Here is a 17,038-nt window from a genome sequence, read left to right as displayed (position 1 = left end):
CATTGGGCGTTGTGAGGTTCACAATAGGGGCGCCGCGGGGTCTCTGGGTGGCCGGCTGAGACATTCTAGTATCAATCTCGATACGAAAATGTATTGACGGACCTTGACCATGTGGAGGAGCCCGCGTGTCATCGACTCTCTATCGCCTCGGCCTGTGGGCCTCGCGTTCGCCGTGGAAGGTCATCGGTGCCTGGTTGGCCATTATTGTTCTCGCGGCGGCGGGCGCAGTCACGGTCGGAAAGGGTCTCGACGACGCCTTCAGTATTCCGGGCACCGAAGCGCAGGAGGGGCTCGACTCTCTCGCGACGCGTTTCCCGCAGCTCGGTGGTACAGGTGGCCAAATCATCTTTGTGAGCGAAGACGGCTCCCCCATCGACGCGCATGAAAAAGAGATCGCGAAGGCGATGGGAGAGGCCGGTCAAGTCCAGGGGGTCGAAACGGCGACGAACCCCTTCGATAAAGACACGCCGGGCGAAACGAGCGAGGACGGCACGGCCATCATCGCGAACATCCAGCTCGATCCTGACCTTGATGCTGTTCCCAAAGAGACCCTGGACTCTCTCACCGACATCGTCGATTCCACGACCGAGGCGGACAACGGTCTCCATGCCTACATCGGAGGCCAGGTCACGATGACCCCCGAAATGGGGATGCGCATCATGGAGGTTCTCGGCGTTATTGCGGCCCTCATCGTGCTCAGCATCGTGTTCCGTGCAGTTCGCTCCGCATTCATCCCGATCGTCACCGCCATCACGGGCATCATCGTTTCGATGATCGTGATGTTCATGGGTACGAGCATCTTTACCATTTCCTCGGCGACCCCGACGCTTGCACTCATGCTCGGTCTCGCCGTGGGAATCGACTACTCGCTGTTCATCGTGTCGCGTCACCTCGATCAACTGCGAAGCGGCCTCGACCCGTATGAATCCATCGCACGCGCGACCGCTACAAGCGGAAGCGCCGTGATCTTCGCAGGCCTCACCGTCGTCATCGCCCTCGTGGGCCTTTTCATCACAGGCATCCCGTTCATCACCGTCATGGGCGTTGTCTCCGCCGTCGCGGTTGTCTGCAACGTGCTCGCCGCGCTCACACTGCTGCCCGCCATCCTTGGGCTCTTCGGTGAGCGGATTCGCCCCAAACGTCAGCGTCAACGCACAGCCACGCAAGCGTCGGACCCCTCCGCACGCCCTCGCCGCACGCCCCTACTCGAGCGTTGGGTGCGTGCCGCCATTCGCTTCCCTCTCGTGACGATTCTCGTGGTGACCGTGGGACTCGGTGCGGTAGCCGTTCCCTTCAAAGATCTCGAGCTCGCGCTCCCCGACCAGGGCACGGAAGACCCGGGCTCCTACGGCCGCGAAGCTTACGACATTGTGACCGAGAAATTTGGCGCGGGGCATAACGCGACGATCATGCTCACGGCAGACATCATCAACACCGAGGACCCACTCGGTGTCATGGATGAGCTTAAACGTGATGTTCTCGCGATCGACGGCGTTGATAGCGTGCAGATTGCCACGCCCAATATGGGTGCCGACATGGGCGTCGTGGTGCTTCGACCGACGGAGGGCCCCACGTCGGAGCGCACGAAGGGCGTCGTTGATGAGCTCCGTGCCGATGCACCTCAGTGGGAAAAGGACCTCGGCATCTCCGACATTAAGGTCACGGGCTCCACCGCCGTTGCTATCGACATTGCCGACCGCCTCGACAAGGCGCTCTTGCCCTTCACGATCTTCGTTGTGGGGCTCTCCCTCGTGCTGCTCGCGATGGTATTCCGAAGTATCTGGGTGCCCCTCAAGGCTGCGGCCGGATTCCTTCTTTCCGCAGGTGCTGCCTTCGGCGTGACCTCTATGGTGTTCACCTATGGATGGGGTGCGGACCTCCTTCAGGCGAAAGCCACGGGCCCCGTGATTGCGTTTTTGCCGATCATGACGCTCGGCGTGCTCTTCGGCCTCGCGATGGACTACGAAGTTTTCCTCGTGACCCGCATGCGTGAGGAGTACATGCACACCCGTGATGCCCGTCAGGCCATCATGAGAGGGTTCACGGCATCGGCGCCCGTGGTGATCGCGGCCGCGGCAATCATGATCTTCATCTTCGCGGGTTTCATTCCCGGGTCTATGTACATGATTCAACCGATCGCCCTCTCCCTTGCTGTCGGTGTCTTCGTGGACGCTTTCGTTGTGCGCATGACACTCGTACCGGCCGTTCTCGCGCTTCTCGGCGATCGCGCTTGGCACTTCCCCGCTGTGCTCGACCGCCTTCTCCCCCACCTTGACGTCGAAGGTGAGGGACTCGGGGTTGCCCTCGAGCACCGTGAATGGACGGCAGCGAGGGGCACCAGTGCTCTTCGGCTTCGCGACGTTGAAATTCCGCGCATGAGCGGCCGCGGACTGCTCGGCCCTCTCTCGGGTGCAATCTCCCCGGGATCGATCACTCTCATCGCAAGCGAAGATGTGGACGCGCGCGCAAGTGTGCTTGCGCTATTCTCGGCGCGCCTCGAGCCCTCAGCAGGCACACTCTTCGTATATGACCGTCAGGTTCCCGGCGAAACGGGAGCGGCCCAATCACACGTTGAGCTCTACCCCGAAGGCCGCGGAGGCGCAAGTGCCCACGCACTCGTGCGAGAACGAGACTCGCGGATTATCGTCATCGAATCCCTTTCCGACCTTCTTGAGGCCGATGACGCGACGCCGCAACGGCTCGAATTGCTCGCTGCGCACGGGGCGACAATCGTGATTGGTCAAGACGCTCTCACCGAGAGCTTCACCGAACGCCTGCGGGATCCCGCGCGTGTACGGGTCCTGCCCCTGACAGCCCTCGTCACCGACCACACCGACCCCCTGCCATTGAATACAGATGCGGAGGCATACGCATGAAAACTCTCGCTCGCTTCCCAAAGCCCCTCCTCATCGTTGTGCTTTTGCCGCTCCTCGTCGCGAGCGTGGGGATATGGGCGCTCAAAGACCGCGCGGAAGGCTTCGAGAACGTCCCCGCTGCCGTGGTGAACCTCGATGAAGGAACGGAGATGGAGGTGGACGGCAAAACGCAGACCGTCCCCTTCGGAAGGCTTCTCGCCGGGGCACTCACGCAGCCGGGCACCATGGAGAGCGAAGATTCCGACGGCAGCTTGGCGAACCTCGACTCCGCGGGCTTTGATTGGCAGCTCACCACCCAGAAAGACGCTGAGTCCGGGCTTGAGAACGGCACCTATTCCGCGGTCGTGGTGATCCCCAAGGACTTCAGCGACGATGTGGCAACCATGGGGAAGGCCGATGCTCGCCAGGCTACCGTGATCGTCAATACGAATGACTCCTCGGGCATGCTCGACTCGATGGTAGGACAGGCCATTACACAGGTCATCGCGAGCGAGTTTAACGGCACGATGGCGAAGCAATACCTCGATGGTGTGTACGTGGGCTTTAACAGTCTCAAGGACGGCTTCACCAAGTCCGCCGACGGCGCGGGGGAACTGTCCGATGGCGCCCACGAACTCGCGGACGGTGCGAAAGGGCTCGACGACGGCGCAGGTAAGCTCGCCACAGGAGTCGATGAGCTGAACGGCGGCGTGGTCGCGCTCGACGACGGAGCCGGGGAGCTCGCCGATGGCGTACGCGGGCTTGATCAGGGAACGAAGAAACTCTCTGATGGAGCACACAAGCTCACGGGTGGTACAGGCGCACTCGCTTCTGGAACAGATGATCTTTCCGGTGGTGCGGATGACCTTTCGAACGGTCTAGGTGCGCTGTCGGACGGTGCGCATAAGGTTTCTGGAGGTGTTGCCCAGCTTTCCGAGGGACTCAACGGCACTGACGCGCAGCCCGGGCTTCGCCAGGGCGCCGAAAAGCTCGCGTCGGCGGTCAACGGTGACGGCAGCGCGGAAAATCCCGGACTCGCCGAGGGCGCGCAACAGCTGGCGGAAGGCCTCGATCAGTACGCTTCAGGACTCCCCCAAGCCCAAGAGGGACTCACGCAGGGTCTTCAGCACGGTATCGATCAAGCATTCGACACGGGGCGCGACGGTCAACCGGGCTTCGCGGAATCGATGAACACACTCGCCGCGAGCTGTACGGAACTCGAACAGGCCTTTAGCGTCGACCCACGCTTGAGCGGGGACCCGCGTGTCGCGGGACTGGAGGACATGTGTAGCGGGCTCACTCAGATGAGTGAGGAAGGCGTGAACGGAGTGCGGTCGGCACTGTCCGATCACGTTGTTCCAAAGGCCGTCGACACCGTTTTCGAGGGCGACGGATCACGCGAAAACCCGGGCCTTACACCAAGCGCGCAAAAGCTCGCCGACGGTGCGATGGCCTCCGCTGACGCTGCACCTCAGCTCGTAGACGGCATCAATCAGCTGAACGGTGGGATCGCGAAGCTCGGAGATGGCGCGGCGCAGCTCGCCCCTGGAGCGACGCAGGTCGCCGATGGCGTAGATGCCTCTCGCGGCGGGGCAGCGCAACTTGCTGACGGTGCCGCAAAGCTTTCGACTGGCGCCGCCCAGGTCGATGAGGGAGCCAAGGGGCTCGCAGAGGGCACGAGTGAGCTTTCCTCGGGCACGGGACAGCTTGCCGACGGCGCCGACGAGCTCGCGAACGGTACCTCGAAGCTCGCCACGGGCACCGCCCCCCTTTCAGAAGGTGCGCATGGTCTTGCCGAGGGAACAACTCAGCTTTCCGACGGCACTCGCCGCCTCGCGGACGGCAGCCGCGAACTCTGGACTGGACTTCGTGACGGTGCCGATCAGGTGCCGAGCTACTCCGAGAGTGAACGTACGCATCTCGCAGAGGTGAGCACGAAGGCTGTGACGCTTTCGACCTCGCGTGAAAACGAAGCCGATGGCGGCGCGGTGGCCACGTTCCCGTTTGTCGCGGCCCTCGGCCTGTGGCTCGGAGCATTCGGGATCTTCCTTGTGTGGCCGGCGCTTCGCGAGCGGTTCCTCAATTCGGCTCTTCCCATGTGGCGGGTGGCGCTACTCTCGCTTCTGTGGCCCCTCGTCCTTGCCGCTCTCCAAGCGCTTTTGGTGATCGGCCTGCTCGTGGTCTTTGGTGTCCCCGTAGCCTCGCTCGCGTCGGTTGCTGCGATCACGATTGCCGCGGCTCTGTGCTTCGCGATCGTGCATCAGATGCTCCTGACCGTGTTTGGCGCGCGAGTAGGCCGAGTTGTGTCAATCATCGTCCTCGTGCTCCAGGTCGTTTCCCTCGTGGGGATCCTTCCCCTCGAGAGCGCCCCCTCGCTCTTGCAATCTCTCACCGCGTTCATGCCGCTCACCGTTGCCTCCCAGGGCCTCGTGAGTGCTGCCCTCGGTGGTGCGATCGTCTCGACCGGAACGACACTCGCGGAACTCGCCCTCTTTGCCGCCGTAAGCTTCGCAGTGACGCTCGTGTTTTCGCGTGGGGCTCGCCGAGTGAAGCCTTCTTCGGCTCCCCGTCAGTCGCCGAGCATAGGGGTTGCACGCGCCGCGGGCTAGCAAAAGTTCCTCGAGGTCGTGGTCGCGTTGAGCGACTGCGGTTCGACGGCATCGGCGAGGAAGCTTACGACGCCATCCTCATTGCGCTCCACGAGGCCGCGCAAACGGACCGCGGGCGCCGTGCGAAGGAGCGCCCTGTTGGCCCTCCAGAAGCCGTGTGAGCACACGACGTTGAGAATCCCGGTTTCATCCTCGAGGCCAAGGAACGTGATGCCCGTAGCGGTCGCGGGACGCTGGCGATGCGTGATGAGTCCTGCCGTCCATACCCGCGTGCCGTGCTCGACTTTCTTGGCGTCCTCGATGCGAAGCACGCTGCTTTCGAGGAGTTCCTCGCGAGCAAGCGTGAACGGGTGGCGCGTGGGAGAGACTCCCGTGGCCCATGTGTCTGCTGCCATGAGTTCGGCATCGCTCATTCCGGGAAGCGTGGGAGCGTTGTGCGCGAGGGCGAGGCCCGGGATCGTCCCGGGTTTCACGCTTCCCGCCGCACCCGCACTCCACAAAGCTGCGCGCCTTGAGGGGGCGAGTGAGTCAAGCGCCCCCGCCGTCGCAAGCGCCTCGAGCTGATGCGTGTTCACGCCCGTGCGATGCGCAAGATCGGCAATTGACCGAAAGGGAGCGCGCGCACGCTCCTCGCATATCTCCTTGGCGAATGCGCGCGAGATCCCGCGCACCGACTCGAGTCCAAGGCGAATCACCGGCCCGCGCGCGGCCTCGCTGCCACAGACCTGCGGTGGATGCCCGCCCTCGCACGCCTCTGCGCGCTCGGCGAAAGTTGGGGCCGAGTGCTCGGCATCGACCTCGAGATTTGCCCAGGCGTCGCTGTAGGCGATGTCCACTCCCCTCACCTCAACCCCGTGTCGGCGGGCGTCCGAGACGAGTGACTGAGGTGAATAAAACCCCATCGGCTGACTCCGCAGGAGCGCGGCCGTGAAGGCTGCAGGAAAGTGGCACTTGAGGAAAGCGCTCGCATACACGAGGTAGGCGAAAGAGTACGCATGCGACTCGGGAAAGCCATAGCTCGCGAATGCGAGAATTTTGCGGTAAACAAGCTCGCATTGCTCGGCGGTAAGGCCGTTTTTCGCCATTCCGTCAAACATTGCCTCGCGCATCGCCGCCATCTTTTGAGTTGAACGCTTCGACCCCATCGCGCGGCGTAGCTGGTCGGCTTGCGAAGGCGTAAAGTCCGCGAGGTCGACCATCATCTGCATGAGCTGCTCCTGGAAGAGCGGCACCCCGAGAGTGCGGCCGAGGGATTTCTCGAGAAGAGGGTGAAGATAGGTGACGTCCTCGGCGCCGGAACGCCTGCGCAAGTACGGGTGCACGCTTCCACCCTGGATGGGCCCAGGGCGAATGAGGGCGACCTCGACGACGAGGTCATAAAACTCACGCGGCTTGAGGCGAGGCAGAGTCGCGATTTGTGCGCGCGACTCCACTTGGAACACCCCCACGGCATCGCCCCTGCACAGCATGTCGTACAGCGCCGGGTCCTCTTGCGGGATGCTCGCGAGGGTCAACGACTCTTGGTGGACTTGTTCGATGATCGAGAAAGCGTGGTCAATGGCCGTGAGCATACCGAGGCCAAGGAGATCGAATTTCACGAGTCCCGCATCCGCGCAATCGTCTTTGTCCCACTGCACGACCGTTCGGCCTTGCATGCGCGCGTGTTCGATCGGCACGACATCAATGACGGGCCGATCGCACAGCACCATCCCGCCCGAGTGGATCCCGAGGTGTCGCGGAGCATCCCGAAGCTGGGCGGCAAGGGTCTTCACGTCCTCGGGGATATTCGCCTCGCGTAAAGACGAAAAGGATCGTTCGATCATCTTTGCGTACGCATCCTGCTGCCCCACGCTATAGCCGAGTGCTCGTGCCGCATCGCGGACCGCGAGCCTCGCCTTATACGAGATGACGTTCGCGACCTGCGCGGCGTTCTCGCGCCCGTAGCGTGTGAAGACGTATTGGATGACCTCCTCGCGCCGGTCCGCGGCGATATCGACGTCGATATCCGGTGGGCCATCGCGCTCGGGAGCGAGAAAACGCTCGAACAGTAGTCCGTGAAAGACCGGATCAACCGACGTGATACCGAGGCAGTAGCACACGGCGGAATTCGCGGCCGAGCCTCTCCCCTGGCACAGAATCTCGTGTGCGCGGCAAAACTCGACGATGTCGTAGACGATAAGAAAATAGCCGGGAAAGCCGAGCTCAGTGATGATGCGAAGCTCATGATCGATCTGTTCCCACGCTCCCTCGAGGCGCGGGTTCGCCCTCGGCCCGTAGCGCGCCTCGCCGAGACGTTCGGTGAGGGCCCGAAGCCAGCTTTCCTCGCTGTGGCCCTCGGGGGTGGGCGCAGGAGGAAGGTGTGGAGCGACGAGGGAGAGATCGAACGCGAGGCTCGAGGAGAGATGCGCGGCGGTCGTGATCGCGCGCGGGTAGCGCGGCACGAGTTGTGCAAGCTCCGCTCCGCTTCTGAGATGGGCCAGACGCGATGGGAGGAAAGGGTCCGCGTCAGCGAGGCTGCGCCGTGCGCGAAGTGCGGCGTGGACATCCGCGAGGTGCTTGTGTTCCGGGCGTGCGTAGTGCGCGTTGGAGGTGAGAGCGACGGGCAACTCGGCTTCGCTTAAACCGTGTTCTTCTCGCACGATGCGTGCACCTTGCACGAGCGCGTCGTGAAGTTCGGATTCGAGGGAATCGCCTGTGAGGGGAAGTTCCACGATCACACGCGGGGCTCCGCCATCGCGGGCGGGAGTACCCGCGGCTTCAAGCGTGCCGGTTGCGCGAAGTGCGGCCTCGATTCCGCGCGCGGCTGCATACGCCGATTGCTCTAGGTCGCCTTGCGGGAGGAGAGCAAGGAGCTCTTGCGTAAATGGGGATTTTCGGCACCCCGTGAGAACGACGATGTCGCCGCTTGTGAGCGCCTCGACCACGCCTGCAGCACTGTAGAGCGGCGTGCCCTTGCCGGGGCCGGCAAGGTGCGCACGCGCTATGAGGGACGAAAGCCTTCGGTACCCCGCCACCCCACGCGCGAGAAGCACGAGGTGTTCGCCCTCGGGATCAGCGCTGCCCGTGCGTGGCGCGCTTGCCGCAGCCGCACGAAGCGGAGAGGGGCATGCGGACGGCCCCGGGAGTCCGGCTGTAAACCCTGTGGGAAGCGTCAGTTCAGCGCCGTAGATCGTGGGCAGGCCGGCTTCCGACGCCGCCTTCATGAAGCGGATGGCTCCGTAAAATCCATCGTGGTCGATGAGTGCGAGGCCGCGCAGACCGAGCCGTGAAGCTTCGGCAACCATGTCCTCCGGGCTCGAGGCTCCGTCGAGAAAGCTGAAGTGCGAATGCGCGTGAAGCTCGGCAAAGGGGATGTCGAGCTCGGCATTGAGGGCTGGGGCATGCAGGCGTGAGCTTTGCCCTCGCGGGTGTTCCCTTTCGTGTGGAGTGCCCGCGTTCACAACCGTCACCGTGGGACGCACGGGAACCGGCCGATCGCTCAACACCGCCTCGAGGTCGCGCCACGATGGCGGGCCAAGAAACCACTTACTCATGCCTGTCCCTGCACTCATGTTCACCCGGCAAGACGCACAATCCACCACGTTCACGTGCGTCACATAGGACCCACGCAAAACAGTCGCCCGTCACGACACCCGCAGTCATCAAAACAGCCCTAGTCATAGAGTGCCTCCACCTCCCACGCGCGCTCGCGTGAGAGTAGGGCAAGTGCCTCCCCTCCCTCGAGCACGATCTGAAGCCGCGCGCTCCTACGGCTTCCCGCGCCTTCGGACCACCACCGCTGATCAAGGAGGATGGGAGGGCCGTAGTGCGCGATGGGGAGCAGCCTCTCGTAGCCGAGGTGGCGAAGCGCGGCGGGAAGCGGCGCAGGCTCCTCCCCTTTCCGGCTACGTCCAACGTCGCCTTTCGCGGCTACGGCTGCGCTCCTGGATCCTGCCGCATCGTGCGCGCAGACGTTCGCGTGTGCCGCGCCCTCGGCGCTCACGCCATTTTCCGCATGCGTGAGAACGAGGTGCGCAGGCGTGCCGGTGAGCAGTCCCCGTGCACTCACGTAGACCGCTTGCCCCTCGCATAGGAGGCGCGCGGTGATCCGCTCAGTAAAAACCGTGGCAGGCAAGGGGCGCGAAAAAGAACCCACCCACGGCCCCTCGCGGTGCTCGCGCACGCGTACCGCGCGAAAGGGCCGCACCGTGATCGCCTCGCTCAAAAAACGGCCCGCCTTTTCGGCAGGGACAAGAACGGACTCCTCCCCCGCTAGTGATTGCACACGCGTGAGGGCCCGCGCGGCGCGCTTTTCGGCCGTGCTTGCGTGCCCCCACAGCCGCTGCGCGTACTCCCCCGCACTTTCGGTGTGCACGGGAATGAGTTGCACGTGAACGATGGGCGCGGCTGCTGTTTGGCCCTCGCGAGGATCGCCCGGGCGTGAGGCCCCCCGTTCGGCAGCGAGTATCCACCCGTCACACTGCCAACGCACGCGATCCACGACGTCATCGATGCTCAAGGCTCCCTCATGGCGCCACGTGCGCTCAATTTCGCTCCCGTTCTCACCGCGCGCGATAATGCGAAGCCGCGTGCACATAAGGCCGTGTTTTCGCAGCTTTTCGGCGAGCTCCTCGGCAAGGGGGCGCGCGATAAACGCAGCTTGATCGACGCGCTCGAGCGGCGGATCGAGGTGACGCTCGACGAGGATTGGCTGAGCGGGCCGCACGCGCTCCCCTTCGCCTGGTTCGCCTCCGCACGCGAGGGTGTGCAGGAGCGCACCGAGCGGCCCAAAACGCTCATTCACCGAGGAGTGCGGAAGCTCGCTCAGCGCGCCGAGAGAGGTGATGCCGAGGCGGCGAAGCACGCTGATGAACTCGGCTACGTGCGCGGGCCCCTCGAAAACCCCGGGTGTGCAAAAGCGTTTCCCCGCCCCCACGGGGGCGTGCTCGAGCGCTTCTATGGGGAAGGGGGCGAGGAAACGCGCCGATTCTCCCGGAAGTATGATGCGCCCGGAGCGAGCCGCAAGAATGGCGGCGAGTGGGCCGTCGGCGATTCCCACGGAGCTCTCCCAGCCCGTATGGTCGGCGACGGCATCGAGGAGAGCACGGACGAGAGCGTGTTCTCCCCCGGCGTGTCGAGATGGACCTCGCGCATGAAGCAAGAGCGTTCCCGGCCCAAGAGGTTCGATCCCCGAGGCAACAGTATCTACGGCGGAGCACACGCTTTCAAAAACGCGCCACTCGGCATCGAGATCGCGTTCCACAATCGCGATGTGCGGGCATAAGGCCTCGGCAGAACGCTTCTTCATGCCAAGTGCGACACCGGCGTGCATGGCCGAGGGGCTGGCAGCGGCAACACGGTGATGTTCCATAATCGCGATCTCGTTCGGAACTTTCTCACCGGCGCGCTCGTACCTCTCAATCGCGGCAAGGACAGGCCAATTATCGATGTACACGCATGCGGTGCGCGTGGACTGTGCCATCATCGATTCCCCGATTGCACGAGTGTGAGCGTCGCGCGCGCCCGAGCGGGTGCTTTGCCCCTGCGCGGGGTGGGCACCGCCGTGCGCGGCGCGCTCGCGAGCGCCCCGGCAGGCGTCGGAATACGAATCTCCATTGCTGAACTGGACCCCGCAACCCCCCTGCCACATGCCGCGACACGAGCGCTGCGAAACCTGAGCCTGCCCGAGCCGCGCGCAAGCCCCACCCAGTGAGGCGAGGAGGACTGCACGGCGAGGTCGCAGCGTGCTTCCCCCAGACGAATGAGTAGGGATCCCTGTGTGCGCGCGCGATTTTTTGCCGTGCGCCACTGCGCGGGTGTGAGAGCGAGATCAGCACCGAGAACAATCACCTCGATGCCATCGATGAGCGCGGAGAGCACGGAAGAAAGTTGCGCCCCTGGATCGGGGATAAGAGCGGTGCGCCGCGGATCTACGCCGATATCGGCGCACGCGGCGATCCCCACGTGGGGCATACCCACGAGGGCACACCAGGACTCCTCCCCCATGGCGGCCGCCGCGAGTGCAAGAGCGAGCGACGTTCCGCACGGCCCCGTCACCTCGATGCTGCTACCCGCCCGCACCTCACCTCGCGAAATGAGTTCCTCGAGAGCCCGGGGAACGGGGAACGAGTGCCCGCTGCGCTCGAGTTCCTCCCCATGCACTGGGCCGCGCTCGCGCTGAGTTTTCGCCTCTGCCTTCCCGAGGACTGACTGTGCGAGCGCGAGGCGTTGCGGATCCGCCGCGATGCGCGGCGCTACAGAAGCATGTGCGGACATTGCCCTCCCCACTCACGCGAAATAGAACACGTGTTCGAATACTAGGGTGAAAAGGGTGCAGGATCAAGAGTGATCCGGGAGCCTTTGCGCCAGTATCGAACGCACGTTCCCATTGTGGGGAGGGGTGAGACATTTAAACTCGCACGCACCTCACGCGCGCATAGATACCTCGCGCTGCCAGAACACGACTGCGCTCGCCGCGGCGACATTGAGTGAATCGACGCCACCGCTCATGGGGATAATCACGCTCTCATCTACGGCGCGAAGAGTCTGCTCGGTGAGCCCATGCCCCTCGGTGCCAAGAACGAAGGCCACCTTGCGTGAAGCCGAGAGATCAACCTCGTGCAGCGGGCGAGAATTCTCCGTGAGTGCAAGTGCGAGCGTATCGAAACCGCGCGCACGCAGGAGGTCCACTCCTCCGCGAGGCCATGACTCAAAGCGCGCCCACGGCACCTGAAAGACCGTGCCCATCGAGACTCGAATCGCGCGCCTGTACAGCGGGTCCGCTGCAGAAGGCGAGACGAGAACCGCATCCACGCCGAGGGCGGCCGCACTTCGGAACATCGCGCCGACGTTCGTGTGATCCACGATGTTCTCGAGCACGGCCACGGTGCGCGCCCCCTCAATGACAGATTCGACGGAGCGCTCCTTCGGTCGCTGCATCGAAGCGAGAGCGCCGCGATGCACGTGAAAGCCCGTCGTTTCCTCGAGCTCAGCTTCGCTGCCCACAAAAACGGGAGTATCGGGGAAGCGCGAAAAAAGGGGCGAGAATTTTTCGAGCCACTTCTCGCTCATCATGAACGATCGTGGCGTGGCGCCTGCCTCGAGGGCCCGTTCGATCACGTTGTAGCTTTCAGCCATGAACAAGCCGCGCTCAACCTCGAGGCACGAGCGCAGCTTGACGTCGGTCATCGACACGTAATCGGCGAGCAGCGGATGATCCGCGTGCGCGCTCATCGAGACGAGGCTCATTGCGTAAGCGGAACTGCCGTCGCGAAATAACGACCATCGCGCTCTTCAAGAGCGAGTGGGAGGCCGAAGGTGCGGGTCAGGTTCTGCGAAGTAAGGGTCTCGGCGATTGGCCCCGAGGCGACAACCCGTCCCTCGCGCAGCAAAAGTGCATGGGTGAACCCCGTGGGGATCTCTTCAAGATGGTGCGTCACCATGATCGTGACGGGGGTCGCGGGATCCTTTGCGAGAGCCCCAAGTGAGCGCACGAGTTCTTCTCGGCCTCCCACATCGAGGCCCGAAGCGGGCTCGTCGAGGAGAAGCAGCTCGGGATCGGTCATGAGCGCACGGGCGGAAAGCACGCGCTTCTTCTCCCCGGTGGAGAGAGAGCCAAACGTGCGCTCAGCGAGCGGAGCTACCCCAAACGCGCCAAGAAGCATGCGGGCACGCTGCTCATCCTCACTCTCGTACGTTTCGCGCCAGCGGCCCACGACTGCGTAGCCGGCCGTCATGACAACATTGAGGCACGTCTCCTGTGCGGGAATCGTCTCGGCGAGCTCCTGGCTGGAGAGGCCAATCAGGGGGCGAAGCTCGAACACATCGACCCGCCCGAGCTTTTCCTCGAGAATCTGCACGCTCCCGCTTGTGGGGTGCAGTCGCGACGCGAGCAGGCGAATGAGGGTGGACTTGCCCGCACCATTCGGGCCAAGCACGACCCACCGCTCGCCTTCACAGGCACGGAAGTCAACGTGATCCAGAAGAGTCTTTGCGCCACGGCGCACTACAACATCGCTCAATGAGCACACAGCAACCATGCCTCCAGCCTACGGCAGGCGATGCTCACTACACTAAAGCGGACCGTTATTCCAAGGAGTGAACTGTGCCCGTTCAACGCCTCTCAATGCCCGGCGACCGCAAGAAAGCGCCGCTCACCACAGTCGCGGCACGAATCGATGAGGCACTCGAAAAGTCTGGCATCGATACCACGTACCCCGAGGCCGCCCTCGCCGAGGCCGAGAGTGCAGCTCGCACCTGGAGAGAGCATGCGGCACAGCACGAGGACCTCACCGCAATCGAGTTCGTGACCCTTGATCCCGAAAGCTCAACGGATCTCGATCAGGCCCTCCACATTGAGCGCGACGGCACGGGCTACCGAGTGCGCTACGCGATTGCCGATGTCCCCCTCTTCGTCGAGCCTCACGGGCCTCTCGATGCCGAGACTCGTGAGCGTGGCCTCACGCTCTACCTACCTGATCGGCGCATCCCGCTGCACCCCGTCGTGCTCTGCGAAGACGAAGCCTCACTCCTACCGGGCAAAGACACTCCGGCCTTCGTGTGGGATTTCTCCCTCGACGAGCGCGCGAGCGTCACGCACGTGAACCTTACGCGCGCCATCGTGCGCAATCGTGAAAAGCTCGCCTACGCCGCGGTTCAGCGCGCACTCGAACGCGGAGAAGCGGGCAGTGTGATGCAGCTGCTCGTCGAGGTGGGAGAGAAACGGGCGGCGCTCGAAATTGAACGTGGAGGAGCTTCGCTCAACTCGCCTGAACAGGAAGTCGTGACCGATGACGATTCCGTGCACCTCCAGTGGCGCCTGCCCGAGCCAATCGAAGAGCACAACGCGCAAATCTCCCTCATGACGGGGATGGCCGCCGCACAGATCATGATCGAGGGCAAGCTCGGCATTCTTCGCACGATGCCTCCGGCAGCTCCCGAGGCGATCGAGCGCTTCCGCGCGCAAGCTGCGGCCCTGAAAGAGCCGTGGCCACAGGATCTCCCCTATGGTGAATTCCTTCGCACTCTCGACTGGCGCAAGGGGCGCCACCTTGCCCTCCTTGACCAGGCGACATCACTCTTTCGAGGGGCGGGATACGAGGCGTTCGACGGCACACTTCCGGAGGTTCTCGAACAATCGGCGATAGCGGCCCCGTATGCGCACACCACCGCGCCCCTGCGCCGCCTCGTCGACCGTTTCGTGCTCCATATCTGCCACAGCCTCAAGACGGGAGCACCGCTCGATGATCGCATTCGTGCGGCGTTGCCGGAGCTCCCCTCGCTCATGCACAGCGCCCAGCAACGCCACTCGGCAGTGGAGAAGAAGGCGCGCGAAATCGCCGAAATCGGTGTTCTTTCGACGCTTGTGGGAAGTGAATTCGAGGGCACGGTGCTCGACTTCAGGCCCGCGACCGATGGCGGATCGAACCCTTCGAATGCTCGCCCCGATCGAATCGAAGTTCAGTTCAGCAATCCCCCGGTGGCGCGGTGGATTGACGGGGAGAACCTTCCGATAGGCACGCGCGTGAAAGCGCGCCTTGAACGGGTGGAAGAGTCTCGGAACTGGGCGGAGTTCTCGGTCGTGAGCGCAGGTCGCGCGCGTGGCACGGACGGTGCGCAGGGTCCGACGCCCGCATGAGAATCATCGCCTCGACATCGAAAGCGCCTACGTCTCTGCAGAACCTCATTCCGGCGCCCTACCTCGGTGCGCTGTCGTTGTTTGCGGGAGCCGCACTGCGCCGGGACGTGCCGATCGAGGAGGCCGCTGATCTCCTTGATTCGGGCTTTGGTCCTTTCGGTGGCGCGCACTTCGACACGCTCGCGTGGATTCTCGACGTGCGTGCCCTCGCCATGCCCACGCTCACGGTCGTCTTGCCCGAGCCCGGAAGGATCGCCGGAATCGCCGGCGGCCCGCGAGGTGTGATGGCGGCGCTCGCGGGCGGGCAAGCTCTCACGGTTGGAGACGGTGCTATCGCACAGCATCTGCTGACCGTCGCCCCTGCCCGGCATGCTGAGGCACGCACTCTCGACATCGCAAGGCTCGACGTGGCGCCGACACCGATTCCCGTTGCGGCATCGGATGCAGCCAGCGCGCGTGAGCGCCTCTATAGAGCCCTTTCACAGACCCATGAGCGGCTTGTCGAATACGACCTCATTCCCGAGGAGCCCGTGAGGCCGGAGGCGCTCCCTCAGGGGTTTGTTCTGGTCGAACCTCCACGGGGCATGCCCGATACGCATGTGCACGCCGCGAGGCTCGCCGGGCGATTGGTATCGCTTGCAGAGGCCGCGATCGCGCAGGCAACGACCTCGTCAGATGCGGGTGCGCAGAAATCTCTCGAGGAGTTGCGGTTTCTCGCACGGGAGGGACGCGAGGTGCTTGCCCTCACGCTCAGCTACGCATCTGCGCCAAGAACGGCGTTGTAAACCTCAACGGTGCGATCGGCGATGGATTCCCACGAGAAGTGATCGCGTGCGCGCTTTTGTGCGGCAGCGCCCCACGTGCGGGCGCGCTGCGGGTTCGAGAGGATCTCGTTGAGGGCATCGGAAAGGTCCCCGACGAACTTATTCGGATTCACGGGCGCGCCGGTGCCGTCATTCACCTGGTCGATCGGTACGAGAATGCCAGTTTCGCCATCGACAATCACTTCGGGGATACCGCCGGTGGCGGTGCCAACGACGGGGATACCGCAGGCCATTGCTTCGAGATTAACGATGCCGAGCGGCTCGTACACCGACGGGCACACGAATGTGGTGGCGTGCGAGAGTAGCTGCGTGAGTTCGTGACGCGGGAGCATCTCCGAAATAAGGAAAACGCCCTCTCGTTCAGATTTGAGCGTGGCGACGAGCTGCTCGACTTCGGCGGCGATTTCCGGAGTATCTGGAGCGCCAGCACACAGAATGACCTGGACGCCGTGATCGAGGGTGGCGAGGGCGCGCAGCAGGAACGGCAGCCCCTTTTGGCGCGTGATTCGTCCAACGAAGATGACGGTGGGGGCATGAGGGTCGATGCCGTATCGCTCGTGAACATCGGTCGAGGGATTCGGCTTCCACGCGGTGACATCGATGCCGTTATGCACGACGTGGACGCGCGCGGGATCTACTTTCGGGTATGAGCGGAGGATGTCCTCGCGCATTCCCCCCGAGACGGCGATGATGCCGTCGGCGTTCTCGTAAGCGGTTTTTTCCGCAAAAGAGCTAAGTCTGTACCCGCCTTGCAGCTGCTCGGCTTTCCAGGGGCGCAGTGGCTCGAGGGAGTGAGCAGAAAGCACGTGGGGAATCGCGTGGAGTTGCTGTGCGGTGAACCCGGCAAAGTTTGCGTACCAGGTATGGGAGTGTACGAGGTCCGCACCAGCGCAGTCTTGCGCCATGGCGAGGTCGACACCGAAGGTCTGGAGGGCGGAGTTAGCGCTGGCGAGGGTTTCGGGGACGGAATAGGCCTGGACGCCGGCTTCGCTGCGTTCTTCGCCGAAACAACGTACGCGTACGTCGATGCGGCTTCGAAGAACCTTGCTGAGCTCATCGACGTGAACGCCAGCGCCTCCATAGATCGCGGGTGGGTATTCCTTCGTCAGGATGTCAACGCGCATTACGGAACTG

The 17,038-nt window shown here is 63.6% G+C and carries 10 protein-coding genes; 4 read left to right on the top strand and 6 right to left on the bottom strand.

Annotation, left to right across the window (positions count from 1 at the left end):
* The first annotated feature begins 125 nt into the window (after positions 1–125).
* Complete coding sequence (locus E6X30_RS01010; RefSeq protein WP_316335554.1) at positions 126–2,876, top strand: MMPL family transporter; 2,751 nt, start codon at positions 126–128, stop codon at positions 2,874–2,876.
* Positions 2,873–5,464 (top strand): YhgE/Pip domain-containing protein, encoded by a 2,592-nt coding sequence (locus tag E6X30_RS01005; protein ID WP_259874008.1) that lies wholly within the window; start codon positions 2,873–2,875, stop codon positions 5,462–5,464. Before E6X30_RS01010 ends, E6X30_RS01005 begins: the two co-directional genes overlap by 4 nt.
* Here E6X30_RS01005 and E6X30_RS01000 read toward each other — a convergent pair.
* The 5 genes from E6X30_RS01000 to E6X30_RS00980 form a co-directional block, all read right to left on the bottom strand.
* Complete coding sequence (locus E6X30_RS01000; protein ID WP_316335553.1) at positions 5,461–8,997, bottom strand: error-prone DNA polymerase; 3,537 nt, start codon at positions 8,995–8,997, stop codon at positions 5,461–5,463. The genes E6X30_RS01005 and E6X30_RS01000 overlap by 4 nt on opposite strands.
* A gap of 119 nt (positions 8,998–9,116) precedes the next feature.
* Entirely contained in the window at positions 9,117–10,925 is a 1,809-nt protein-coding gene (locus E6X30_RS00995; protein WP_259893282.1) for a DNA polymerase Y family protein, read from the bottom strand.
* A complete protein-coding gene (locus E6X30_RS00990) occupies positions 10,925–11,719 on the bottom strand; it encodes a hypothetical protein (protein WP_259913623.1) in 795 nt (264 codons plus the stop codon). The genes E6X30_RS00995 and E6X30_RS00990 overlap by 1 nt, the downstream gene beginning before the upstream one ends.
* A 150-nt stretch (positions 11,720–11,869) precedes the next feature.
* Positions 11,870–12,691, bottom strand: coding sequence for a TrmH family RNA methyltransferase (locus E6X30_RS00985; RefSeq protein ID WP_396334958.1), 822 nt, complete (start codon positions 12,689–12,691; stop codon positions 11,870–11,872).
* Positions 12,688–13,482, bottom strand: a complete 795-nt coding sequence (locus E6X30_RS00980; protein WP_259893285.1) for an ABC transporter ATP-binding protein — start codon at positions 13,480–13,482, stop codon at positions 12,688–12,690. The genes E6X30_RS00985 and E6X30_RS00980 overlap by 4 nt, the downstream gene beginning before the upstream one ends.
* A 65-nt stretch (positions 13,483–13,547) precedes the next feature.
* Between E6X30_RS00980 and E6X30_RS00975 the strand changes: the two genes are divergently transcribed.
* Together E6X30_RS00975 and E6X30_RS00970 are read left to right on the top strand one after the other, a co-directional pair.
* Positions 13,548–15,080, top strand: coding sequence for an RNB domain-containing ribonuclease (locus E6X30_RS00975; protein WP_259893286.1), 1,533 nt, complete (start codon positions 13,548–13,550; stop codon positions 15,078–15,080).
* Positions 15,077–15,865 carry a hypothetical protein gene (locus E6X30_RS00970; protein ID WP_259893287.1) on the top strand — a complete coding sequence of 263 codons (789 nt, stop codon included), beginning with the start codon at positions 15,077–15,079 and terminating at the stop codon, positions 15,863–15,865. The genes E6X30_RS00975 and E6X30_RS00970 overlap by 4 nt, the downstream gene beginning before the upstream one ends.
* On the opposite strand, the gene glgA is transcribed toward E6X30_RS00970, so the two are convergent.
* Complete coding sequence (gene glgA / locus E6X30_RS00965) at positions 15,835–17,028, bottom strand: glycogen synthase (protein ID WP_316335552.1); 1,194 nt, start codon at positions 17,026–17,028, stop codon at positions 15,835–15,837. The genes E6X30_RS00970 and glgA overlap by 31 nt on opposite strands.
* Positions 17,029–17,038 lie beyond the last annotated feature (10 nt).

Origin of the sequence: Dermabacter sp. (genome assembly GCF_032550575.1) — a bacterium.
GTDB lineage: Bacteria > Actinomycetota > Actinomycetes > Actinomycetales > Dermabacteraceae > Dermabacter > Dermabacter hominis.
This window is presented reverse-complemented; position numbering and strand designations above follow the sequence as displayed.

Excerpts from the sequence above, each read along its gene's own strand:
- E6X30_RS00995 (WP_259893282.1), bottom strand. The coding sequence starts at position 10,925 with ATGGCACAGTCCACGCGCACCGCATGCGTGTACATCGATAATTGGCCT.
- E6X30_RS00970 (WP_259893287.1), top strand. The coding sequence starts at position 15,077 with ATGAGAATCATCGCCTCGACATCGAAAGCGCCTACGTCTCTGCAGAAC.
- glgA (WP_316335552.1), bottom strand. The coding sequence starts at position 17,028 with ATGCGCGTTGACATCCTGACGAAGGAATACCCACCCGCGATCTATGGA.
- E6X30_RS00990 (WP_259913623.1), bottom strand. The coding sequence starts at position 11,719 with ATGTCCGCACATGCTTCTGTAGCGCCGCGCATCGCGGCGGATCCGCAA.
- E6X30_RS01000 (WP_316335553.1), bottom strand. The coding sequence starts at position 8,997 with ATGAGTAAGTGGTTTCTTGGCCCGCCATCGTGGCGCGACCTCGAGGCG.
- E6X30_RS00985 (WP_396334958.1), bottom strand. The coding sequence starts at position 12,691 with ATGAGCCTCGTCTCGATGAGCGCGCACGCGGATCATCCGCTGCTCGCC.
- E6X30_RS01005 (WP_259874008.1), top strand. The coding sequence starts at position 2,873 with ATGAAAACTCTCGCTCGCTTCCCAAAGCCCCTCCTCATCGTTGTGCTT.
- E6X30_RS00980 (WP_259893285.1), bottom strand. The coding sequence starts at position 13,482 with ATGGTTGCTGTGTGCTCATTGAGCGATGTTGTAGTGCGCCGTGGCGCA.